A 21,967-nucleotide genomic window follows, 5' to 3' on the forward strand; every position below is an offset into this window, starting at 1 on the left:
CCCCTCCCCCTCAGTCGTCCAGGTAGACGCGCGGGACGCGCGCCCCGATCCGGGTGACGATCTCGTACGCGATGGTGTCGGCGGCCACCGCCCAGTCCTCGGCGGTCGGTTCGCCCCGGTCGCCGGGGCCGAAGAGCACGGCCTCGGTGCCGGGCTCGGGGGTGTCCCCGCCGAGGTCGACCACGAACTGGTCCATGGCGACGCGGCCGGCGACCGTGCGGACGGCGTCCCCGACGAGGACGGGGCCGCGCCCGGAGGCGTGCCGGGGGACGCCGTCGGCGTATCCGAGGGGGACGAGGCCGAGGGTGGTCTCGCGGTCGGTGACGTAGTGGTGGCCGTAGCTCACGCCGTGCCCGGCCGGGACCCGCTTGACGAGCGCGACGCCCGCCCTGAGCGACATGACGGGCCGCAGGCCGAGTTCGGCGGAGGTGCCGAGCGCGGGGCTGGGCGAGATGCCGTACATCGCGATGCCGGGCCGGACCATGTCGAAGTGGGTGTCGGGGAGGGTGAGGGTGGCCGGCGAGTTGGCGAGGTGCCGCACCTCGGGCTCGACGCCGGCCCGCTCCGCGTGGTCGAGCATCGAGCGGAAGACGTCGAGCTGGGCCGCGACGGAGGGGTGGTGGGGCTCGTCGGCGCAGGCGAGGTGCGACCAGAGCCCGGTCACCTTGAGGAGACCGTCGGCCTCGGCCTTGAGGGCGGCGCCGACGAGTTCGGGCCAGTCGGCGGGCTGGCAGCCGTTGCGGCCGAGGCCGGTGTCGGCCTTGAGCTGGACCCTGGCCGTCCTCCCGGTGGCCCGCGCGGCCGCGGTGACCTCCTCCAGGGCCCACATCCCGCTCACGGACATGTCGAGCCCGGCCTCGATGCCCCGGTCCCACGGGTCCCCCGGGGTCCAGAGCCAGCACATGACGGGCACGTCCGTGATCCCGGCGGCCCGCAGGGCCAGCGCCTCGTGCGGGGTGGCCGTGCCGAGCCAGTCCGCGCCCGCGTCCAGGGCGGCGCGGGCACAGCGCAGGGCGCCGTGTCCGTACGCGTCGGCCTTGACCACGGCCATGATCCGGACGTGGGGGGCGACACGGGCGCGCAGCGTGCGGACGTTCGCACGCAGCGCGCCGAGGTCGATCTCGGCGCGGGCTCTGCGGGGCGGCGGTGTCTCAGTCATCGGGCACAGTCTCTCAGGTGCGGACCCCCGGGCCCGTTTCCGCCGGGTGTAGCCCCGGTCACCCTCCCGGGAACGCCCCGAATCCTGGCGCCCGCCACCTTCCCGGGAACGCCCGGAACCCCGGCGCCCGTCACCTTCCCGGGAGCGCCTGGGACCCCGGTGTCGGCCACCCTCCCGGGAACGCCCGGAACCCCGGCGCCCGTCACCTGCCCGGGAACGCCCGGAACCCCGGCGCCCGCCACCCGCCGTTCGGGCCGGACGGGAAGGGGCGGGTCCTACGCCGGTTCCGTCACGTCCCGCCACGCCTCCCGCAGGGAGCCCGCCACGTCCGTCGCCGTGACCGGGGTCCCCCGCGACGCGGCGAGGCGTGCCGCCAGGCCGTGGAGGTAGGCGGCGCAGGAGGCCGCGTCCAGCGGCGGGAGGCCCGCCGCGAGGAGGGAGCCCGCGAGGCCGGAGAGGACGTCGCCGCTCCCGGCCGTGGCCAGCCAGGGCGTCCCGGTGGGATTCACCCGTACGGGACCGCCCTCCGGCCCGCACACCAGCGTCGTGGAGCCCTTCAGGAGGACCGTCGCGCCGAACCGGTCCGCCAGTTCCCGCACCGCCGCGAGGCGTCCCGCCTCGACCTCCTCCCGCGCGGCGCCGAGCAGCGCCGCCGCCTCGCCCGCGTGCGGGGTGAGGAGGGTGGGGGCGTCGCGGCCCCGCACCGCCGCCGGGTCGAGCCCCCGCAGCCCGTCCGCGTCGACCAGGACCGGCACGTCCGAGGCGAGGACGTCGGCCACCGCCGCCCGCGCCCCGGCCTCCTCGCCGAGCCCCGGTCCGACGGCCCAGGCCTGCACCCGCCCGGCCTTCCGCGGCGGACCCGCGTGCACCAGGGTCTCGGGGTGCGCGGCGAGCACCGCGTCCCCGCCGGTCCCGGCGTACCGCACGGCCCCCGCCCCGCCCCGCAGTGCCCCCGCGACCGCGAGGACGGCGGCGCCGGGATAGCGGTCGGAGCCGGCGGCGACGCCGACGACGCCGCGCCGGTACTTGTCGCTCTCGGCGCCCGGTACCGGCAGGAGCCGCGCCACGTCCTCGTGCTGGAGCGCTTCGAGGTCCGGCACCCCCGGCAGGGTCGCGCCGAGCCCGATGTCCACGAGGCGCAGCGCGCCCGCGTACTCCCGTGCCGGGTCGACGAGGAGTCCCGGCTTGTACGTCCCGAAGGTGATCGTCACATCGGCCCGCAGCGCCTCTCCCGCGACCTCCCCGGTGTCGGCGTCGACGCCGCTCGGCAGGTCGACGGCGACCACGACGGCCCCGGAGCCGCGGGCGGCCCGGGCGACGGGGACGGCGTCGGGCCGCAGCCCGCCCCGTCCGCCGATGCCGGTGATCCCGTCGAGGACGAGGTCGGCCTCGGCGAGCGGCCCGAACGGCTCGTCGGCGGTCCGCCCGCCCGCCGCCCGGAGCGCCGCGAGCCCGCCCTCGTGGGCGCGCGCGCCGAGCAGCACGGCGGTCACGCCCGCGCCGCGCCGGGCGAGCCGGGCCCCGGCGTACAGCGCGTCGCCGCCGTTGTCGCCGCTCCCCACGAGCAGGACGACCCGGGCCCCGTACACCCGCCCCCTCCCGAGCAGTGAGCAGCAGGCGGCGGCGAGCCCGGCGGCGGCCCGCCCCATCAGGGCGCCCTCCGGAAGGCGGGCCATGAGGGCGGCCTCGGCGGCCCGTACGGTCTCCACGCGGTAAGCGGTACGCATGGGCAGCAGTCTGCCGCAGCGGCCGGGGGCACGCCCGGGGACGGGTTGACGTACCGTCACGCATAGAACTAAGGTAAGGCTTACCTAAGGCACTCGTTCCCGAAGTGCCCAGGCGCGCGGCGCGATCATCCGCCGCCGGCCCTGGCAGCCGCGCGCCGTACGACCCGGGGCCCGGCCGTCACAGACGGCCGGGCCCCGGGTCGCGCGTACGCGGCAGCCGAACGGCCGGGGACGCGGCCGGCGAGGACGTCGGTCGGGGACGGTCGTCCAGACGTGCGACAGCCGAACGGCCGGGGACGCGGCGGGATGCCGTGCGCGCACGAGCCGGACCCCGCCCGGCCTGCGGCGAGGGTCCACCCCCGAAGGACGCGGGTGGGAGGCCTGAGGGACGGCCCGGCCCACGCGCGGCGGCCCGCCCCGTCGGGCCGGGCGACCGTCGACACCCACTGGCCCCGGCTCCACGTGCGCGAGGGCCCACCGCGAGCGCCGGTTCGGCCCGGAGCGCGGGGCCGGGCACGCGCGAAGACTCACCCCGTCGGGCCGGTTCGGCCCGGAGCACGGAACCGGGCACGCGCGCGAGGGCTCATCCCTCCGCGATCACCACCGCCGACGCCACCCCCGCGTCATGGCTCAGCGAGACGTGCCAGTGCCGCACGCCCAGCTCCTCCGCCCGCGCCGCCACCGTCCCCCGGACCCGCAGCCTCGGCCGGCCCGTCTCCTCGACGTACACCTCGGCGTCCGTCCAGTGCAGCCCGGCCGGCGCGCCGAGCGCCTTCGCCAGGGCCTCCTTCGCGGCGAACCGCACCGCGAGCGAGGCGGTCCCGCGCCGTTCGCCGCCGGGGAGCAGCAGCTCCCCCTCGACGAAGAGGCGCCCGAGCAGCCCCGGCGTCCGCTCGATCGACGCGGCGAAACGGTCGATCTCGGCCACGTCGATCCCCACCCCGATGATCATTTCCCACTCACTCCCGGGGCCCCCGTGCGGGGGTCCCCTCACTCCCGGGTCCCCCGCTCGGGACCCTCACTCCACGGTCACGGACTTGGCCAGGTTGCGCGGCTGGTCCACCTCGTTGCCCCGCGCCGTGGCGAGCTCGCAGGCGAAGACCTGGAGCGGCACCGTGGCGACCAGCGGCTGGAGCAGCGTAGGCGTCGCGGGGACGCGGACGAGGTGGTCGGCGTACGGGACCACGCTCTCGTCGCCCTCCTCCGCGATCACGATCGTGCGGGCGCCGCGCGCCCTGATCTCCTGGATGTTGGAGACGATCTTGTCGTGGAGGACGGAGCGGCCCCTGGGCGACGGCACCACGACCACGACCGGCAGGTCCTCCTCGACGAGGGCGATCGGCCCGTGCTTGAGCTCGCCGGCCGCGAAGCCCTCGGCGTGCATGTACGCCAGCTCCTTCAGCTTCAGCGCGCCCTCCAGGGCCACCGGATAGCCGACGTGCCGGCCGAGGAAGAGGACCGTGTCCTTGTGGGCGAGGGAGCGGGCCAGGGCCCGGACGGGCTCCATCGTCTCCAGGACGCGTTCGACCTCGTCCCCCATGCGGGACAGCTCGCGGACGACGGACCGGATCTCGTCGCCCCACTGGGTGCCGCGCACCTGTCCGAGGTAGAGCGCCAGCAGGTAGCAGGCGACGAGCTGGGTCAGGAACGCCTTGGTGGAGGCGACGGCGACCTCGGGACCGGCGTGCGTGTAGAGGACGGCGTCGGACTCGCGCGGGATGGTCGATCCGTTGGTGTTGCAGACGGCGAGGACCTTCGCGCCCTGCTCGCGCGCGTGCCGGACCGCCATCAGGGTGTCCATGGTCTCGCCGGACTGCGAGATCGCGACGACCAGGGTGCGCGGGCCGAGGATCGGGTCCCGGTAGCGGAACTCGCTGGCCAGCTCCACCTCGCAGGGGACGCGGGTCCAGTGCTCGATGGCGTACTTGGCGATGAGCCCGGCGTGGAAGGCGGTGCCGCAGGCGACGACGACCACCTTGTCGGCCTCGCGGAGCACGGCGGCGGGGATGCGCACCTCGTCCAGGGTGAGCCGGCCGGAGGCGTCGATCCGGCCGAGGAGGGTGTCCGCGACGGCCTTGGGCTGCTCGGCGATCTCCTTGAGCATGAAGTGGTCGTGGCCGCCCTTCTCGGCGGCGGAGGCGTCCCAGTCCACGTGGTAGGCCCGCACGTCGGCGGGGACCCCGTCGAAGTCGGTGACGGCGACGCCGTCCCGGGTCAGCTCGACCACCTGGTCCTGGCCCAGTTCGATCGCGGAACGGGTGTGGGCGATGAAGGCGGACACGTCGGAGGCGAGGAAGTTCTCGCCCTCGCCGACGCCGACGACGAGCGGCGAGTTCCGGCGGGCCCCGACCACCACGTCCGGCTGGTCGGCGTGCACGGCGACCAGGGTGAACGCCCCGTCGAGCCGCCGGCACACCAGGCGCATGGCCTCCGCCAGGTCCCCGGCGGAGGAGAACTCCTCGGCGAGGAGGTGCGCGACGACCTCGGTGTCCGTCTCGGAGGCCAGGTCGTGACCGCGTTCCGCCAGCTCCTCGCGGAGCGCGGCGAAGTTCTCGATGATGCCGTTGTGGACGACGGCGACCCGCCCGGCGTTGTCCAGGTGCGGGTGCGCGTTGGCGTCGGTCGGGCCGCCGTGGGTGGCCCAGCGGGTGTGCCCGACGCCCACGGAGCCGTCGGCCAGGGGCCGTTCGCCAAGCTCCTTCTCCAGGTTGACGAGCTTGCCCGCCTTCTTGGCCGCGGCGAGTCCCCCGTCGGAGAGGACCGCGACGCCGGCCGAGTCGTAGCCCCGGTATTCGAGCCGCTTGAGGCCCGCGACCACCACATCAAGTGCCGACTGCCCGCCGACGTATCCCACGATTCCGCACATGTCGGAAGACTACGGCGGAAGGCGCCCCACCGGCCGGAGACGGCGCGGGACGGGCGCGGGCCCGTGTCGCGCGGCGCTCCGGCCGGAGGACGGCCCCCGGACGCGGCCGGTTCAGCCCAGCTTGGCGACCTGCGCGTCCACGACCGCCTTCGGGAGCTCCTTGGTCCCGCCGGGGGCCGCGCTGACGGTCGAGAAGGACGCGAGCGTGTTGCCCTTGCGGACGACGACGAGCTTGCTGACGAACGGCTCGCCCTCCATGTCGGAGGTGACGGTGAAGGCGACCGCCTCATCACCGGCGGTGACGCTCTCCGGGGCGACCTTGGCGACCTTGGTCTTCTCCGTGAGGTGGTTCACCGTGAAGCCGCCGGCGCAGTCGGTGCCGGCCTTCTTCACGGAGGCGAAGGCGTCCTGGGCGCCCTTGCCGTCGTACGAGCCGAGCGTCAGGGCGGTGATCCGGACGCCGAGCCCGTTGCGGAGCGCGTCCTCCGGGGAGGCCGTCGCGTCCTTCTTCGGCTCCTCCATCACCCTGCGCCGCGCGGACGCGGCGGGCGAGCCGGGCGAGACGAAGGACATGGCGTGGGCGATCGGCGTGCAGGCGGCCTTGTCGGTGGTGATCTTGTCGGCCGCCACGACGTCCTTCGCACCGGCCTTCTGCACCTGGTGGCCCTCGACGTCGCCCTTCGCCAGGATCAGCTTCTCCAGCTCGGCGGCGGACAGCGCCTCGGCGGGCGCCTCGGACGTGGCGGAGGCGGCGGGGGCGCTCTCCTTGCCCTTGCCCCCGTCGTCGCTCTTCGTCCCGCCGCAGGCGGTGACGAGCAGTGCGAGGGAGACGGCGGTGGTGGCGACGGCGGCGGTGCGGATGGACGTGCGCATGCGTGTGGCTCTCTGCTTCTCTTCGTGCCGCCCCGTGGCGGCTCCCCCCGCGTGAAGTGCGTGCACACGCGGCCCCCGCATGATCCCCCACCTCCGCCGACCGGACCAACCCCCGGGCCGCGTGACCGACCCCACCACCCACGGCCGCCCCCGACCCCCGACAATGGCGGTGTGATCACTTCGCCGCCACGAAGCCCCCACGGGGACGGCCCCGCCGACGGGAACGGTCCCTCCGACGGAGGCGGCCCCCCGCACGAGGACGGTCCCCGCGACGACGCCGGGACCGGAGACGCCCCCCGCGGCGACGCCGCAGCCGGGGAAGCCCCCCACGACGACGCCGGAGCCGGGGAAGGCCCCCGGGCCGGCCACCGCCGCCCCTCCGAGGCCACCACCCCCTACGTCGACCTCACCCGCGCCGAATGGAGCGCCCTGCGCGACAAGACGCCCCTGCCGCTCACCGCCGAGGAGGTGGAGCGGCTGCGCGGCTTCGGGGACGTCATCGACCTCGACGAGGTGCGGGACGTCTACCTGCCGCTGTCCCGGCTGCTGAACCTGTACGTGCAGGCCACCAGCGGTCTGCGCGGCGCCCTGAACACCTTCCTCGGCGAGAGCGCCGAGCAGCGCGGGACCCCCTTCGTCATAGGGGTCGCCGGTTCGGTCGCCGTCGGCAAGTCCACGGTCTCCCGCCTCCTGCAGGCCCTCCTCGCCCGCTGGCCGGAGCACCCGCGCGTGGAGCTGGTGACCACGGACGCCTTCCTCTACCCGATGGAGGAGCTGAAGGCGCGCGGCCTGATGTCCCGCAAGGGCTTCCCCGAGTCGTACGACCGCCGGGCCCTGACCCGGTTCGTCGCGGACATCAAGGCGGGCAGGGACGAGGTCTCGGCCCCGGTCTACTCGCACCTGATCTACGACCGCGTGCCCGGCGAACGGCTCGTCGTGCGCCGCCCGGACATCCTCATCGTGGAGGGCCTGAACGTCCTCCAGCCGGCCCTGCCCGGCAAGGACGGCCGCACCCGCGTCGGCCTCGCCGACTACTTCGACTTCTCGGTGTACGTGGACGCGCGGCCGGAGGACATCGAGCGGTGGTACCTCAACCGCTTCCGCAAGCTCCGCGACACCGCGTTCCAGGACCCGTCCTCGTACTTCCGGCGCTACACCCAGGTCTCCGAGGAGGAGGCCTTCGACTACGCGCGCACCATGTGGCGGACCATCAACAAGGTGAACCTCCTGGAGAACGTCGCGCCCACGCGCGGCCGGGCGACCCTGGTGGTCCGCAAGGGCCCCGACCACAAGGTGCAGCGGCTGAGCCTCCGCAAGCTCTGACCCCGCCGCCCGGCCGGGCCCTCCGTAAGCTCTCCGCATGCTGCATCTGCGGATGATCGTCCCTCCCGCCCGCACCCCGGCCACGGTCGGCCTGATCGAGTCGACCGTCGGGACCGCCCACCTGGTGGTCGTCCCCGGCGCGGCCCGCGACCCGGCCGGGGACCTGGTGACGTGCGACGTGGCCCGCGAGGCGGGCGACGAACTGCTGAACGAGCTGCGCGGGCTCGGGATCGACCGGGACGGCGCGATCACCGTCCAGGACATCGGCCTGACGCTGTCCGCGCGGGCCGACGAGGCCGAGGCGGAGGCGCCCGGCGACCCCGCCGACGCGGTGATCTGGGAGGAGCTCTCGGAGGCGACGCACGAGGAGTCGACGCTCTCGCTCACCTACTGCGCGTTCATGGTCCTGGCCACCATGATCGCGGCCTGCGGCGTCGTCCTGGACAACGCGATCCTGATCGTGGGCGCGATGGCGGTGGGCCCGGAGTTCGGCCCGCTCGCCGGGATCTTCACGGGGGTGGTGCGGCGCTCCCCGAAGGCGGTGGGGCGCTCGCTGCTCGCGCTGCTCGTGGGGTTCGCGGCGGCGATCGCCGTCACCACCCTGTTCAGCCTGGCGATGGACGCCTCCGGCCTGTTCACCCGGGCCCAGCTGGACGCGGACCGCCCCAACACCCGCTTCATCTGGCAGCCGGACCTGTTCTCGTTCGTCGTGGCGGTGCTCGCGGGCGTCGCCGGCACGCTCTCCCTGACCTCCGCGAAGTCGGGGGCCCTGGTGGGCGTGGCGATCTCGGTGACGACGGTCCCGGCGGGCGCGAACGCGGCGGTGGCGCTCGCCTACGGCGACCTGGGCCAGATGTGGGGCTCGCTCGAACAGCTGGCGCTCAACCTCACCGGCATCGTGCTCGCCGGGACGGTGACGCTGTACGCGCAGAGGACGCTGTGGCGGACCCAGCGCGGCCGCTGGCGCCGCACGGCGCCCGCCCGTCGCGCGGCGGGCCCCCGCCGTACGGCGAAGCGGTAGGCCCGGTACGGAAGCGGCCCCGCCGTCCCGGGTCCCGGGACGGCGGGGCCGCCGCGCACGACGGTGCCGCGGGGAGGCTGCCCCGCGGCGGAACCGGTTATCCCAGCGCGGACTTCACGACGTCCGCGAGGCGCTCCGCGACCGCGCGGGCCTGCTCGATGTCGGCGGCCTCGACCATGACGCGGACCAGCGGCTCCGTGCCGGAGGAGCGGAGCAGGACGCGGCCGGTGGAGCCGAGTTCGCGCTCGGCGTCGGTGACGGCGGCGGCCAGGTCGCCGGAGGTGGCGACGCGCGACTTGTCGACGTCCTTCACGTTGATGAGGACCTGCGGCAGCCGCTCCATCACCCCGGCGAGCTCCGCGAGCGGCCTGCCGGTGGCGGCGACCCGGGCGGCCAGCATGAGGCCGGTGAGGGTGCCGTCGCCGGTGGTGGCGTGGTCGAGCACGATGACGTGGCCCGACTGCTCGCCGCCGAGCGCGTAGCCGTGCTCCTTCATGGCCTCCAGGACGTAGCGGTCGCCGACCGACGTCTGGACGAGGGTCAGGCCCTCGCGCTCCATGGCCAGTTTGAAGCCCAGGTTGGACATGACGGTCGCGACGACGGTGTCGCCGCGCAGCGTGCCGGCCTCGCGCATGGCGAGGGCGAGCACGGCGAGGATCTGGTCGCCGTCGACCTCGTTGCCGTCCGCGTCCACGGCCAGGCAGCGGTCGGCGTCGCCGTCGTGCGCGATGCCGAGGTCGGCGCCGTGCTCCACGACGGCGGCGCGGAGCAGGTCCAGGTGGGTGGAGCCGCAGCCGTCGTTGATGTTGAGGCCGTCGGGCCGGGCGCCGATGGTGACGACCTCGGCGCCGGCCCGGGAGAAGGCCTCGGGCGAGACGCGGGAGGCGGCGCCGTGGGCCTCGTCCAGGACGACCTTGAGGCCGTCGAGCCGGTTGGGGAGGACCGCGATGAGGTGGGCGACGTAGGTGTCGAAGCCCTCGTCGTAGTCGCGGACCCGGCCGACGCCGGCGCCGGTCGGGCGCTCCCAGGGGGCACCGGTGCGGTGCTCCTCGTACACGGCTTCGATCCTGTCCTCCAGTTCGTCGGCCAGCTTGTGGCCGCCGCGCGCGAAGAACTTGATGCCGTTGTCGGGCATGGCGTTGTGGCTCGCCGAGAGCATCACGCCGAGGTCGGCGCCGAGGACGCCGGTGAGGTGGGCCACGGCCGGGGTCGGCAGGACGCCGACGCGCAGCACGTCGACGCCGGCGCTGGCGAGCCCCGCCACCACGGCGGCCTCCAGGAACTCTCCGGACGCGCGCGGGTCGCGGCCGACCACGGCGGTCGGGCGATGGCCCTCGAAGGTGCCCGCCTCGGCGAGTACGTGCGCCGCCGCGACCGACAGGCCGAGCGCCAGCTCCGCCGTCAGGTCCGCGTTGGCGACGCCCCGTACGCCGTCCGTGCCGAAGAGTCGTCCCACAGCTGTCCTCCGAGAATGACGTGCCCGGGCCCGTGAAAGAGAGGCCCATGAAAAAGAGGCTTAGGAAAGGAGAGTACGAAAAAACGTACGCCCCGACGGCACGGGCAGTGCCGCCGGGGCGTACGAGATACAGACCGAGCAGGCGTGATTAACGCTTGCTGTACTGCGGGGCCTTGCGGGCCTTCTTGAGACCGGCCTTCTTGCGCTCGACCGCACGGTCGTCGCGGGAGAGGAAGCCGGCCTTCTTCAGCGCCGGGCGGTTGTTCTCGACGTCCGCCTCGTTCAGCGCGCGGGCCACGCCGAGGCGCAGGGCGCCGGCCTGGCCGGAGACGCCGCCACCCGCGATGCGGGCGATGACGTCGTAGCGGTTGTCGAGCTCGAGCACCTTGAAGGGCTCGTTGACTTCCTGCTGGTGCACCTTGTTCGGGAAGTAGTCCTCGAGGGTGCGACCGTTGATCTTCCACTTGCCGGTGCCCGGGACGATCCGGACGCGGGCGATGGCGTTCTTGCGACGGCCCAGGCCGGCGGCCGGCTGCGGGTCGCCGAAGCGGGAGGCGAGCGACTCGGAGGTGTACTCACCCTCGACGAGCTCGGTCTCGGTGGTGTACTCCTCGACGCCCTCGAACTCGTCGACGGGGGTCTCGGGGGTGGTCTCGGCCACGATGCTCCTCAGATTTCTTTCGTTCTTAGGGGGTGTGGCCGGAACTACTGCGCGACCTGGGTGATCTCGAACGGAACGGGCTGCTGGGCAGCGTGCGGGTGGTTCTCACCCGCGTAGACCTTCAGCTTCGAGAGCATCTGACGGCCCAGGGAGTTCTTGGGGATCATGCCCTTGATGGCCTTCTCGACGGCCTTCTCCGGGTTCTTGGAGAGCAGCTCGTCGTAGCGCACCGAGCGCAGACCGCCCGGGAAGCCGGAGTGGCGGTACGCCAGCTTCTGGGTCTTCTTGTTGCCGGACAGGTGGACCTTGTCGGCGTTGATGATGATGACGAAGTCGCCCATGTCCATGTGCGGCGCGTAGACGGGCTTGTGCTTGCCTCGCAGGAGGTTGGCAGCCGTGGTCGCGAGACGGCCCAGGACAACGTCCTGCGCGTCGATGATGTGCCACTGGCGAGTGACATCGCCGGGCTTGGGGCTGTACGTACGCACTTCGTAGCCTTCGCTTCTTCAGTGGATGGAGTCCAGACACACCTGAAGCGATCATGCAGCTGGGGCCTGCACTGCCGGGACGCCGCCCGTATGCGAGCCACTGGTAACTGCTCCAGGGAACCTGCGCAACGGCCCCTCGTGCGAGCACGACGAAGCCACCACGCGTAACAAACCGCCACAGTACCCGCGCGCCCCCGGACGGGTCAAAACGCGCCGGACCTACCGGGCCCGCTCCACCCGCCGCTCGTCCCACACCGGCTCGTCCGTCTCCCGCACGACCCCGTCCGAGCCGAAGACCAGGAACCGGTCGAAGCTCTTCGCGAACCAGCGGTCGTGCGTGACGGCCAGCACCGTCCCCTCGTACGACTCCAGACCGTCCTGGAGCGCCTCGGCCGACTCCAGGTCCAGGTTGTCCGTCGGCTCGTCCAGGAGCAGCGCGGTGGTGCCCGCCAGCTCCAGGAGCAGGATCTGGAACCGGGCCTGCTGGCCGCCCGAGAGCTTGTCGAAGGGCTGGTCGCCCTGGCGCTCCAGCTCGTACCGGCGCAGGACGGACATCGCCCCGCCCCGGTCCTTGGAGTGCTCCGTCCACAGGATGTCCACGAGCGGCCGGCCGGTCAGCTCCGGGTGCGCGTGGGTCTGCGCGAAGTGCCCCGGCACGACCCGGGCGCCCAGCTTCCACGTCCCGGTGTGCGCGACCGACCCGTCCCCGGCGAGCAGCCGCAGGAAGTGCGACTTGCCGGAGCCGTTCGAGCCGAGGACGGCGACCCGCTCCCCGTAGAAGATCTCCAGGGAGAAGGGCTTCATCAACCCGGTCAGTTCGAGGTTCTCGCAGGTCACGGCCCTGACTCCGGTCCGGCCGCCGCGCAGCCGCATCCGGATGTCCTGCTCGCGCGGCGGCTCGGGGGGCGGGCCCGCCTCCTCGAACTTCCGCAGCCGGGTCTGCGCCGCCGCGTACCGGGAGGCCATCTCGTGGCTGACCGCCGCCGCCTGCCGCAGGTTCACCACCAGCTTCTTCAGCTGGGCGTGCTTCTCCTCCCAGCGCCGCTTCAGCTCCTCGAAGCGGGCGAACCGCTCCCGCCGCGCCTCGTGGAAGGTGTCGAAGCCGCCTCCGTGCACCCACACGTCCGAACCGGCCGGTCCGGGCTCGACCGCGACGATCTTCTGCGCGGCCCGGGAGAGCAGCTCCCGGTCGTGGGAGATGAAGAGCACCGTCTTGCGGGTCTCCCGCAGCCGCTCCTCCAGCCACCGCTTGCCGGGCACGTCGAGGTAGTTGTCGGGCTCGTCGAGGAGCAGCACCTCGTCGGGGCCGCGCAGCAGCGCTTCGAGCACCAGCCGCTTCTGCTCGCCGCCGGAGAGCGTCCGGACCTCCCGGAACTGCGCCTTCTCGTACGGGACGCCGAGCGCGGCCGTGGTGCAGATGTCCCAGAGGGTCTCGGCCTCGTACCCCTGCACCTCGGCCCAGTCGGAGAGCGCCTGCGCGTACCGCATCTGCGCGGCCTCGTCGTCGACGGTCATGATCAGGTGCTCGGCCTCGTCGACCGCCCTCGCGGCCTCCCGGATGCGGGGCTGCGCGACCGAGACGAGCAGGTCGCGGACGGTGGACCCGTCCCGCACGGAGCCGACGAACTGCGGCATCACGCCGAGTCCGCCGCTGACGGTGACGGAGCCGCCGTGCGGCTGGAGCTCCCCGGCGATCATCCGGAGGAGCGTGGTCTTCCCGGCGCCGTTGGCCCCGACGAGCGCGACGACGGCGCCCTCCCCCACCCGGAAGGAGGCGTCCCCGAGCAGGACCCTCCCGTCGGGAAGGTAGTACTCAAGATGTGCGGCCTCGACGTGTCCCATGGGGGCATTGTCACCGCCCGCCCCGGTCCGGCCCAAGCGGTTTAGGATGCGCGGCATGAGCTTTGGGGGACCGCAGTGGCCGCAGGAGCCGCAGCGACAGGGGCAGGGGCAGCCGGGGCACGGTCCGGGGCCGGGACACGGGCAGCAGCCCGCCGGCCCCGCGCAGCCGGGGTGGCAGCAGCCCGCCGGCCCCGCCCTGCCGGGGTACGGACAGCCGGGCCATGGGCAGGGACAGGGGCAGGGGCAGGGGCAGCTGCCGGGCGCCCCCGGGCAGTCCGCCCCCGACTGGAGCGCCCTGGCCGACGCCACGGCCGCCCGCGACCGCCGCAGGCGCCGGCTGATGATCGGCGGCGGCGTCCTGGCCACCCTGGTCGTCGGCGCGGTCGTCGCCACCGCCGTGGTGGCCACCGGCAAGAAGGACGGGACCGCCGGGAAGGGCGGGGCGCTCCCCACCGTCACGGCCTCCCCCACCGGGACCCCCACCCCGGAGCCGACCTTCTCCTCGGTGGCGCCGCCGCCCCCGCCGAACCCGAAGGACTACATCTCGGACCCGAAGAAGGACAGGGCCCCGCTCACCGCCGAGGGCCTCTTCCCGGGCAGGAAGCTGACCATGAGCGGCCGCCCGTACCAGAAGGGCGCGACCTCCGCCACGACCGACTGCGCGGCCGTCGCCCAGGGCGGCCTCGGCGCCGTCCTGAAGGGGAACGGCTGCCAGCGGGTGCTGCGCGCCACCTATGTGCGGGACGGCGTGGCGACCACCGTCGGCGTCGCCGTCTTCCCCTCCGAGGCGGCGGCCCTGAAGGCGAAGAACCAGGCCACCGGCGGCATCGCCCCGCTGGCCGGCGCGGGCGTGGGCGACTTCTGCCGCGCCACGGTCTGCCTGCGCCGGTCGAACGCGATCGGCCGGTACGCGTACTTCACCCAGGCCGGTTTCGCCGACGGCCGGAAGGTCACCAAGGCCGACCGGGCCGTCTTCCTGTCCAGCGACGACCTCGGCACCTTCGCCTTCAACCAGATCTACGCCCGCGGGCGCGCCCAGGCCTCAGCAGCAGCCGGCGCCCCCGGGCAGTGAGCGCTTGTTGCGGGCCTCCCTGTTGCGGGCGGCGAGCAGCTCGTCGGCCGGGTAGCCGACCTCCTCGAGGGTGAGGCCGTGCGGCCGCACGACGTGCACGGCCGAGTCGCGGACACCGGCGGCGAGCACCTTGCCCGGCCAGTCCGCGGGCCGGTGGCCGTCGCCGACGAAGAGCAGCGCGCCGACGAGCGAGCGGACCATGTTGTGGCAGAAGGCGTCCGCCTTGACGGTCGCCTCCAGGACCCCGTCGGGCCGCCGTTCCCAGCGCAGCTCCTGGAGGGTGCGGATGGTGGTGGCGCCCTCGCGCTTCTTGCAGTACGCGGCGAAGTCGTGCTCGCCGACGAGCGCGGCGGCGGCCTCGTTCATGGCGTCCGCGTCGAGGGGCCAGTCGTGCCAGAGCACGTGCCCGCGCAACAGCGGGTCGACCCCGCCGGGGTCGTCGGTGACGCGGTAGGCGTAGCGGCGCCAGATCGCGGAGAAGCGGGCGTTGAAGCCGTCGGGGGCCTCGGTCAGGGACCAGACCCGCACGTCGTGGCCCAGGCGCCCGGCGAGCCGCCGCAGCAGCTTGTCCCGGTGCTCCTCCCACAGCTCCGCGGGCAGGTCGACGTGGGCGACCTGGCCGCGCGCGTGCACGCCGGCGTCGGTCCGTCCGGCGACGGTCAGCTCGTACGTCTCCCGGGACCGGGTCACGGTCCGCAGGGCGTCCTCGATCTCCCCCTGGACGGTCCGCTGCCCGCGGGCCTGCTTGGCCCAGCCGGAGAAGTCCCTGCCGTCGTACGAAAGGTCCAGCCGGACCCGTACGAAACCGTCCTGCACGTCGTCGCTCACGCGGAAGATCCTCTCAGACACACGGGAGCGGGCCCGCACCCACGAGGGGTACGGGCCCGCACACGGAAACAGCCGGAAGAACGCTTACGCGTCCTTCGACTCCTCGGCCGGAGCCTCGGTGGCGGCGGCCTCGTCGGCCTCCTTGACGGCGCGCTTGGCGGCGGCCTCGGCCTCGGCGACGGTCGCCTTCTTGGCGATCTCGCCCTCGACCAGCTCGATCACGGCCATCGGGGCGTTGTCGCCACGACGGTTGCCGATCTTGGTGATGCGGGTGTAGCCACCGGGACGCTCCGCGTAGCGGGGGGCGATCTCGGTGAAGAGGGTGTGGACGATGCCCTTGTCGGTGATCGTCTGCAGCACCAGGCGACGGTTGTGGATGTCGCCCTTCTTCGCCTTGGTGATCAGGCGCTCGGCGACCGGACGCAGGCGGCGGGCCTTGGCCTCGGTCGTGGTGATGCGGCCGTGCTCGAAGAGGGACTTCGCCAGGTTGGCGAGCAGCAGACGCTCGTGAGCGGCGCTGCCACCGAGACGGGCACCCTTGGCGGGACGCGGCATGGTCTTTCTCCTTGTGATCTGCACCGGCCGTACGAGGTACCGGTGTCAGTGTCCGAGCGGGCGGTCGCCCGTCGGAGACCCGCGCCCCTCAGGGGGGCGCGGGGAACCGCACGGCCGGCCGGAGCCAGCCCGCGGCCGCAGTCGTTCCGATCCTCCGGGGGCGGGCCCCCGGGCGGATCAGTACTGCTCGGTCTCGACGAACCCGGCGTCCGCGTCGTCGTCGGCGCCGAAGGCGTCGGCGGCGGCGGTCGGGTCGAATCCGGGCGGGCTGTCCTTGAGGGCCAGGCCCATGCCGGCCAGCTTCGCCTTGACCTCGTCGATCGACTTCGCACCGAAGTTGCGGATGTCGAGCAGGTCGGCCTCGGAGCGCGCCACGAGCTCACCCACGGAGTGGATGCCCTCGCGCTTGAGGCAGTTGTAGGAGCGGACCGTGAGCTCCAGCTCCTCGATCGGCAGCGCCAGGTCGGCGGCGAGGGCGGCGTCCGTGGGGGACGGGCCCATGTCGATGCCCTCGGCGTCGATGTTGAGCTCGCGCGCCAGACCGAACAGCTCGACCAGGGTCTTGCCGGCGGACGCCATGGCGTCGCGCGGGCGCATGGCCTGCTTGGTCTCGACGTCGACGATCAGCTTGTCGAAGTCGGTGCGCTGCTCGACACGGGTCGCCTCGACCTTGTACGTGACCTTGAGCACCGGGGAGTAGATGGAGTCGACCGGGATGCGGCCGATCTCCTGGCCCGCCTGCTTGTTCTGCACGGCGGAGACGTAGCCGCGGCCGCGCTCGACGGTCAGCTCCATCTCCAGCTTGCCCTTGGCGTTCAGCGTCGCCAGGACGAGGTCGGGGTTGTGCACCTCGACACCGGCCGGGGGCGCGATGTCGGCGGCGGTGACCAGACCCGGGCCCTGCTTGCGCAGGTACATCACGACCGGCTCGTCGTGCTCCGAGGAGACGACCAGCTGCTTGATGTTCAGGATGAGGTCGGTGACGTCCTCCTTGACGCCCGGCACGGTGGTGAACTCGTGCAGGACGCCGTCGATGCGGATGCTGGTGACGGCGGCACCCGGGATCGAGGACAGGAGGGTACGGCGGAGGGAGTTGCCGAGGGTGTAGCCGAAGCCCGGCTCCAGCGGCTCGATCACGAACCGGGAGCGGAACTCGTCGACGACCTCTTCGGTCAGCGACGGACGCTGAGCGATAAGCATGTCTTTTCCTTCAGTCGTGGACGCCCACTATTTGACGTCCTCGGGGTACTGCAAGGGTACGGGCGGTACGGCCCGAAGAGCCGTACCGCCCGAAGTCCCGAACAAGCGGCCGTGCGTCAGACGCGGCGGCGCTTGGGGGGACGGCAGCCGTTGTGCGGCGTGGGGGTGACGTCCTGGATCGAGCCGACCTCGAGGCCGGTGGCCTGGAGGGAGCGGATCGCGGTCTCACGGCCGGAGCCGGGACCCTTGACGAAGACGTCGACCTTGCGCATGCCGTGCTCCTGCGCGCGGCGGGCGGCCGACTCGGCGGCCATCTGCGCGGCGAAGGGGGTGGACTTGCGCGAGCCCTTGAAGCCGACGTGGCCGGCGGAGGCCCAGGAGATCACGTTGCCCGAGGGGTCCGTGATCGAGACGATCGTGTTGTTGAACGTGCTCTTGATGTGCGCGTGGCCGTGAGCGACGTTCTTCTTTTCCTTGCGGCGCACCTTCTTGGCAGCGCCCTGACGACCCTTGGGGGGCATCTATAACTCCTACGGGAGGTGGTCGGTCCTACAGCGAAGACCGCTTGGTAAAGCGTCCGCTGAGGACTACTTCTTGCCCGGCTTCTTCTTGCCGGCGATGGCGCGACGCGGGCCCTTGCGGGTACGGGCGTTCGTGCTGGTGCGCTGACCGCGGACGGGCAGGCCACGACGGTGGCGGAGGCCCTGGTAGCAGCCGATCTCGACCTTGCGGCGGATGTCGGCGGCGATCTCACGGCGGAGGTCACCCTCGGTACGGAGGTTGGCGTCCACGTACTCGCGGATCTTGACGAGGTCTTCCTCGGCGAGATCGCGGACACGGGTGGACGGGTTCACGCCGGTCGCGGCGAGAATCTCCTCGGACCGGGTGCGCCCGATGCCGAAGACGTAGGTGAGTGCGACCACCACACGCTTTTCGCGCGGGATGTCAACACCGGAAACGCGTGCCATTCAATGGCTCCTGTGTTCTCGGGGGTCTGCTGCAGAACCGTTCCCGGCTGCCGTGTGAGGTACAGATCGGGTCCCCGGCCCCCGCCGGAGGTGCCGTCAGCCGTGGAACCACGGCCCGACGGGCTCTGCTATGTACGTGTTGCTATGCGTCGCGCGAAGAACTGCGAGATTGCAGGTCGGTCGGCGTGCGTCAGCCCTGGCGCTGCTTGTGGCGCAGGTTGTCGCAGATGACCATGACCCGGCCGTGACGGCGGATCACCTTGCACTTGTCGCAGATCTTCTTGACGCTCGGCTTGACCTTCATGGGATGTGAGGTTCTCCGGGTCAGTGCCACCACCCGCGCGCGGAGGCGGGGTGCGGGCAAGATCTACTTGTACCGGTAGACGATCCGGCCACGCGTCAGGTCGTACGGAGAGAGCTCCACGACGACCCGGTCGTCCGGAAGGATTCGGATGTAGTGCATCCGCATCTTGCCGGAGATGTGCGCGAGGACCTTGTGACCGTTCTGAAGTTCCACCTTGAACATGGCGTTCGGGAGGGACTCGATCACGGTGCCCTCGATCTCGATGGCACCTTGCTTCTTGGCCACGCTTCGCCTTTCGAATCGGCTACCTTGATCGACTTTCGCCTCCGCATGAGGACACACGGGTACACGAGAGCCGACGCATCAGTCTACGCCAGGAGCAAGCGAAAGACGAATCGGGAAGTCTGCCCCTCCCGGGTGATCCTTACGCGGGACGCCGTGCGGCGAAATCCACGCGGGAGGACCGCGCGGGAGGACCGCCCGGGAGCCCGGGCTACGCCAGCGGGTCCGGCGCCGCCGTGACGCCCAGCTCCGCCAGCTTCGCCTTCCCGCCGTCGACCGCCGTCAGGACCAGGGGCCCCTCCTCGGTCACCGCCACGCTGTGCTCCCAGTGGGAGGACCAGGTGCCGTCGGTCGTGACGACCGTCCAGTCGTCCTCCAGGACCTCCGTGCGCGGGGTGCCCAGGGAGACCATCGGCTCGATCGCCAGGCAGAGGCCGGGGACCAGCTTCGGGCCCTTGCCGCGCTTGCGGGAGACGTAGTTCAGCAGGTGCGGGTCCATGTGCATCTCGGTGCCGATGCCGTGGCCGCCGTAGTCCTCGATGATCCCGTACCGGCCGAGGCTGTGGTCGCCGACCGCCGGGCGCGGCTGCCGCTTGATGTAGGTCTCGATGGCCTTCGAGACGTCCACCAGGCGGTTGCCGGTCCGCATGGCCGCGATGCCGGCCCACATGGACTCCTCGGTCACCCGGGACAGCTCGATCAGCTCGGGCGCGTGCCCGGTGCCCACGAAGGCGGTGTAGGCCGCGTCGCCGTGCCAGCCGTCCACGATCGCGCCGCAGTCGACCGAGATGACGTCGCCGTCCTTGAGGACGGTCTTGTCGTCGGGGATGCCGTGGACGACGACCTCGTTCACCGAGGTGCAGATCGTCGCGGGGAACCCGCCGTAACCGAGGAAGTTCGACTTCGCCCCGTGGTCGGCGATGACCTTGCGCGCGACCTCGTCCAGGTCCCTCGTCGTGGCGCCCGGCACGGCCGCCTCGCGGGTCGCCGCGTGGATGGCGGCGACGACCAGCCCCGCCTCGCGCATCTTCGCGATCTGCTCGGGGGTCTTGATCTGCACCATCGTGGCCGGGGCCTTTCCATCGGGTACGGGTGAACAGAACAACGATACGGCCGCGGCGCCCCTGAGGGGCACCGCGGCCGTATCGGACGGAGCGGGGTTACTTCTGGAGCGCGGCCATCGCCTTGGCGGTGACCTCGTCCACCTTGCCGAGCGCCGAGATCGTCACGACCAGGTTCTGCGCCCGGTAGTAGTCGATGATCGGCTCGGTCTGCGTGTGGTAGACCTCCAGGCGCCGGCGGACGGTCTCCTCGGAGTCGTCGTCGCGCTGGTAGAGCTCGCCGCCGCAGACGTCGCAGACGCCCTCGGTCTTCGGCGCGTTGTACGTCACGTGGAAGACGTGCGCGCTGTCCTTGCGGCAGATGCGGCGGCCCGCGATCCGCTTCACGACCTCGTCCTCGGGGACCTCCAGGTCCAGGACCGCGTCCAGCTCCATGCCGCCGGCCTTCAGGACGGCGTCCAGGGCCTCGGCCTGGGCGACGTTCCGGGGGAACCCGTCCAGGAGGAAGCCGTTGGCGGCGTCCGGCTGGTCCATCCGGTCCTTGGCCATCCCGATGGTCACCTCGTCGGGCACCAGGTCGCCGGCGTCCATGAACGCCTTGGCCCTGAGACCCAGCTCCGTGCCCTGGGAGATGTTGGCACGGAACAGATCACCCGTGGAGATGTGCGGGATGTCCAGGTTCTTGGCGAGGAACGCAGCCTGCGTGCCCTTGCCCGCACCGGGCGGTCCGACGAGGACGATTCGCATCAGCGGAGGAACCCTTCGTAATTGCGCTGCTGGAGCTGGCTCTCGATCTGCTTCACGGTCTCCAGCCCCACACCCACGATGATGAGGATGCTCGTCCCGCCGAAGGGGAAGTTGGCATTGGCGCCACCGAAGCCTGCCAACGCCATCGTCGGCACAAGAGCGATCAGGCCCAAGTACAGCGAGCCCGGCCAAGTGATCCTGTTGAGCACGTAGCTCAGGTACTCGGCAGTAGGTCGACCGGCCCGGATACCCGGGATGAAGCCACCATACTTCTTCATGTTGTCGGCGACTTCCTCGGGGTTGAACGAGATCGCCACGTAGAAGAAGGCGAAGAACACGATCAGGAGGAAGTAGGCGGCGATGTAGTACGGGTGGTCACCCTTGACGAAGTGGGCTTCGATCCAGGTCTTCCAGCCCGCGGTGGAGTTGGAGAACTGGGCGACGAGGGCCGGAATGTAGAGCAGCGACGACGCGAAGATGACAGGAATCACACCCGCCTGGTTCACCTTCAGCGGGATGTACGTGGACGTACCGCCGTAGGAGCGCCGGCCGATCATGCGCTTCGCGTACTGCACCGGAATGCGGCGCTGGGCCTGCTCGACGAAGACCACGAGGGCCACCATCACGAAGCCGACCAGGATGACGACGCCGAACTCGATCCAGCCCTGGGCGAGCTTGCCGCTCTCCTTGATGGCCCACAGGGCGCCGGGGAAGCCGGCGGCGATCGAGATGAACATCAGGATCGACATGCCGTTGCCGATGCCGCGGTCGGTGATCAGCTCACCGAGCCACATGACGAGGGCGGTGCCGGCCGTCATGGTGAGGACCATGGTGGCGATGGTGAAGATCGACTGGTCGGGCACGACCTGGTCGGCGACGGCGCAGCCGCTGAAGAGCGCACCGCTCTTGGCGGTCGCGACGAGACCGGTGCCCTGGAGGATGGCGAGGGCGATCGTCAGGTACCGGGTGTACTGCGTGATCTTGGCGGTACCGGACTGACCCTCCTTCTTGAGGGCCTCGAGGCGCGGAATCACGACGGTCAGCAGCTGCAGGATGATGCTCGCCGTGATGTACGGCATGATGCCGAGCGCGAAGATCGTGATCTGCAGCAGCGCCCCGCCGCTGAACATGTTGACGAGGCCGAACAGGCTGCTGTTGCCCTCGCTGGCCTGCTTGACGCACTGCTGGACGGCCTCGTAGCTGACACCGGGGACCGGGACGTGGGCCCCGAGCCGGTACAGCACGATGATGGCGAGCGTGAAGAGTAGCTTCTTGCGCAGGTCGGGCGTCTTGAACGCCCGGGCGAACGCGGTGAGCACGGTGCCTCCTGCGACCCCCGCGCAATGCGTCAAGGGTGACGGTCTTGAGGTTCGACGAATAGTTGGTTTCAGTCATCGACCCCGCGCGCACACGGCACACGGAGTCCGGACAGTGCACGCCACCTTACCGGCGACCATGCCCCCCTAGGAACGACCAACCGGGGATGCCCCTTTTGAGAGGCATCCCCGGTCGGATGTTCAAGCCATCGAGCGGT

Annotated in this window: 22 protein-coding genes; 3 read left to right on the forward strand and 19 right to left on the reverse strand. The window is 72.1% G+C overall.

What is annotated here, in order from left to right; genetic code table 11:
- Nucleotides 1-10: 10 nt before the first annotated feature.
- The 5 genes from alr to ACZ3IL_RS04215 form a co-directional block, all read right to left on the reverse strand.
- Complete coding sequence (gene alr / locus ACZ3IL_RS04195; RefSeq protein WP_467386355.1) at nt 11-1,159, reverse strand: alanine racemase; 1,149 nt, start codon at nt 1,157-1,159, stop codon at nt 11-13.
- Between the two features lie 275 nt (nt 1,160-1,434).
- Nucleotides 1,435-2,886 carry an NAD(P)H-hydrate dehydratase gene (locus ACZ3IL_RS04200; protein ID WP_467386357.1) on the reverse strand — a complete coding sequence of 484 codons (1,452 nt, stop codon included), beginning with the start codon at nt 2,884-2,886 and terminating at the stop codon, nt 1,435-1,437.
- Nucleotides 2,887-3,469: 583 nt separating this feature from the next.
- A complete protein-coding gene (locus ACZ3IL_RS04205; RefSeq protein ID WP_467386359.1) occupies nt 3,470-3,838 on the reverse strand; it encodes a holo-ACP synthase in 369 nt (122 codons plus the stop codon).
- 66 nt (nt 3,839-3,904) lie between these two features.
- Nucleotides 3,905-5,752: a glutamine--fructose-6-phosphate transaminase (isomerizing) gene (gene glmS, locus ACZ3IL_RS04210; RefSeq protein WP_467386361.1), complete on the reverse strand. Its 1,848-nt coding sequence runs from the start codon at nt 5,750-5,752 to the stop codon at nt 3,905-3,907.
- A gap of 111 nt (nt 5,753-5,863) precedes the next feature.
- The gene (locus tag ACZ3IL_RS04215) at nt 5,864-6,625 is read right to left on the reverse strand and encodes a hypothetical protein (RefSeq protein WP_467386363.1); all 762 of its coding nucleotides are present in this window, start codon (nt 6,623-6,625) and stop codon (nt 5,864-5,866) included.
- A 171-nt stretch (nt 6,626-6,796) separates the two neighbouring features.
- Here ACZ3IL_RS04215 and coaA point away from each other — a divergent pair, with 171 nt between their 5' ends.
- Both coaA and ACZ3IL_RS04225 read left to right on the forward strand, forming a co-directional pair.
- Complete coding sequence (gene coaA / locus ACZ3IL_RS04220) at nt 6,797-7,948, forward strand: type I pantothenate kinase (RefSeq protein WP_467386365.1); 1,152 nt, start codon at nt 6,797-6,799, stop codon at nt 7,946-7,948.
- Between the two features lie 37 nt (nt 7,949-7,985).
- A complete protein-coding gene (locus tag ACZ3IL_RS04225) occupies nt 7,986-8,969 on the forward strand; it encodes a DUF389 domain-containing protein (protein WP_467386367.1) in 984 nt (327 codons plus the stop codon).
- Nucleotides 8,970-9,066: 97 nt separating this feature from the next.
- Here the strand turns inward: ACZ3IL_RS04225 and glmM are convergent, their stop codons facing one another.
- From glmM to ACZ3IL_RS04245, 4 genes are all read right to left on the reverse strand, one after another.
- Nucleotides 9,067-10,425: a phosphoglucosamine mutase gene (gene glmM / locus ACZ3IL_RS04230; RefSeq protein ID WP_467386369.1), complete on the reverse strand. Its 1,359-nt coding sequence runs from the start codon at nt 10,423-10,425 to the stop codon at nt 9,067-9,069.
- A 148-nt stretch (nt 10,426-10,573) separates the two neighbouring features.
- On the reverse strand, nt 10,574-11,086 hold the full coding sequence (gene rpsI / locus ACZ3IL_RS04235) for a 30S ribosomal protein S9 (RefSeq protein ID WP_015035601.1): 513 nt from the start codon (nt 11,084-11,086) through the stop codon (nt 10,574-10,576).
- A gap of 44 nt (nt 11,087-11,130) precedes the next feature.
- Nucleotides 11,131-11,574 (reverse strand): 50S ribosomal protein L13, encoded by a 444-nt coding sequence (rplM, locus tag ACZ3IL_RS04240; RefSeq protein WP_467386371.1) that lies wholly within the window; start codon nt 11,572-11,574, stop codon nt 11,131-11,133.
- Between the two features lie 219 nt (nt 11,575-11,793).
- Nucleotides 11,794-13,416 carry an ABC-F family ATP-binding cassette domain-containing protein gene (locus ACZ3IL_RS04245; protein ID WP_467386373.1) on the reverse strand — a complete coding sequence of 541 codons (1,623 nt, stop codon included), beginning with the start codon at nt 13,414-13,416 and terminating at the stop codon, nt 11,794-11,796.
- 55 nt (nt 13,417-13,471) lie between these two features.
- On the opposite strand from ACZ3IL_RS04245, the gene ACZ3IL_RS04250 reads away from it, so the two are divergent.
- Entirely contained in the window at nt 13,472-14,488 is a 1,017-nt protein-coding gene (locus tag ACZ3IL_RS04250) for a hypothetical protein (RefSeq protein ID WP_467386375.1), read from the forward strand.
- On the opposite strand, the gene truA is transcribed toward ACZ3IL_RS04250, so the two are convergent.
- The 10 genes from truA to secY form a co-directional block, all read right to left on the reverse strand.
- Entirely contained in the window at nt 14,459-15,316 is an 858-nt protein-coding gene (gene truA / locus ACZ3IL_RS04255) for a tRNA pseudouridine(38-40) synthase TruA (RefSeq protein WP_467386377.1), read from the reverse strand. The genes ACZ3IL_RS04250 and truA overlap by 30 nt on opposite strands.
- A gap of 84 nt (nt 15,317-15,400) precedes the next feature.
- Nucleotides 15,401-15,871 carry a 50S ribosomal protein L17 gene (gene rplQ / locus ACZ3IL_RS04260; protein ID WP_467386379.1) on the reverse strand — a complete coding sequence of 157 codons (471 nt, stop codon included), beginning with the start codon at nt 15,869-15,871 and terminating at the stop codon, nt 15,401-15,403.
- A gap of 177 nt (nt 15,872-16,048) precedes the next feature.
- Entirely contained in the window at nt 16,049-17,071 is a 1,023-nt protein-coding gene (locus ACZ3IL_RS04265; RefSeq protein WP_030209023.1) for a DNA-directed RNA polymerase subunit alpha, read from the reverse strand.
- 116 nt (nt 17,072-17,187) lie between these two features.
- Entirely contained in the window at nt 17,188-17,592 is a 405-nt protein-coding gene (gene rpsK / locus ACZ3IL_RS04270; RefSeq protein WP_003956432.1) for a 30S ribosomal protein S11, read from the reverse strand.
- 66 nt (nt 17,593-17,658) lie between these two features.
- Nucleotides 17,659-18,039, reverse strand: coding sequence for a 30S ribosomal protein S13 (gene rpsM, locus ACZ3IL_RS04275; protein ID WP_030209021.1), 381 nt, complete (start codon nt 18,037-18,039; stop codon nt 17,659-17,661).
- A 190-nt stretch (nt 18,040-18,229) separates the two neighbouring features.
- Nucleotides 18,230-18,343 carry a 50S ribosomal protein L36 gene (gene rpmJ / locus ACZ3IL_RS04280; protein WP_003956441.1) on the reverse strand — a complete coding sequence of 38 codons (114 nt, stop codon included), beginning with the start codon at nt 18,341-18,343 and terminating at the stop codon, nt 18,230-18,232.
- Nucleotides 18,344-18,406: 63 nt separating this feature from the next.
- Complete coding sequence (gene infA / locus ACZ3IL_RS04285; RefSeq protein WP_003956442.1) at nt 18,407-18,628, reverse strand: translation initiation factor IF-1; 222 nt, start codon at nt 18,626-18,628, stop codon at nt 18,407-18,409.
- Nucleotides 18,629-18,836: 208 nt separating this feature from the next.
- Nucleotides 18,837-19,688 carry a type I methionyl aminopeptidase gene (gene map / locus ACZ3IL_RS04290; RefSeq protein ID WP_467386381.1) on the reverse strand — a complete coding sequence of 284 codons (852 nt, stop codon included), beginning with the start codon at nt 19,686-19,688 and terminating at the stop codon, nt 18,837-18,839.
- 97 nt (nt 19,689-19,785) lie between these two features.
- Nucleotides 19,786-20,433: an adenylate kinase gene (locus ACZ3IL_RS04295; protein ID WP_467386383.1), complete on the reverse strand. Its 648-nt coding sequence runs from the start codon at nt 20,431-20,433 to the stop codon at nt 19,786-19,788.
- A complete protein-coding gene (secY, locus tag ACZ3IL_RS04300) occupies nt 20,433-21,752 on the reverse strand; it encodes a preprotein translocase subunit SecY (protein WP_467386817.1) in 1,320 nt (439 codons plus the stop codon). The genes ACZ3IL_RS04295 and secY overlap by 1 nt, the downstream gene beginning before the upstream one ends.
- Nucleotides 21,753-21,967 lie beyond the last annotated feature (215 nt).

Source organism: Streptomyces sp. NPDC014907, assembly GCF_055562975.1.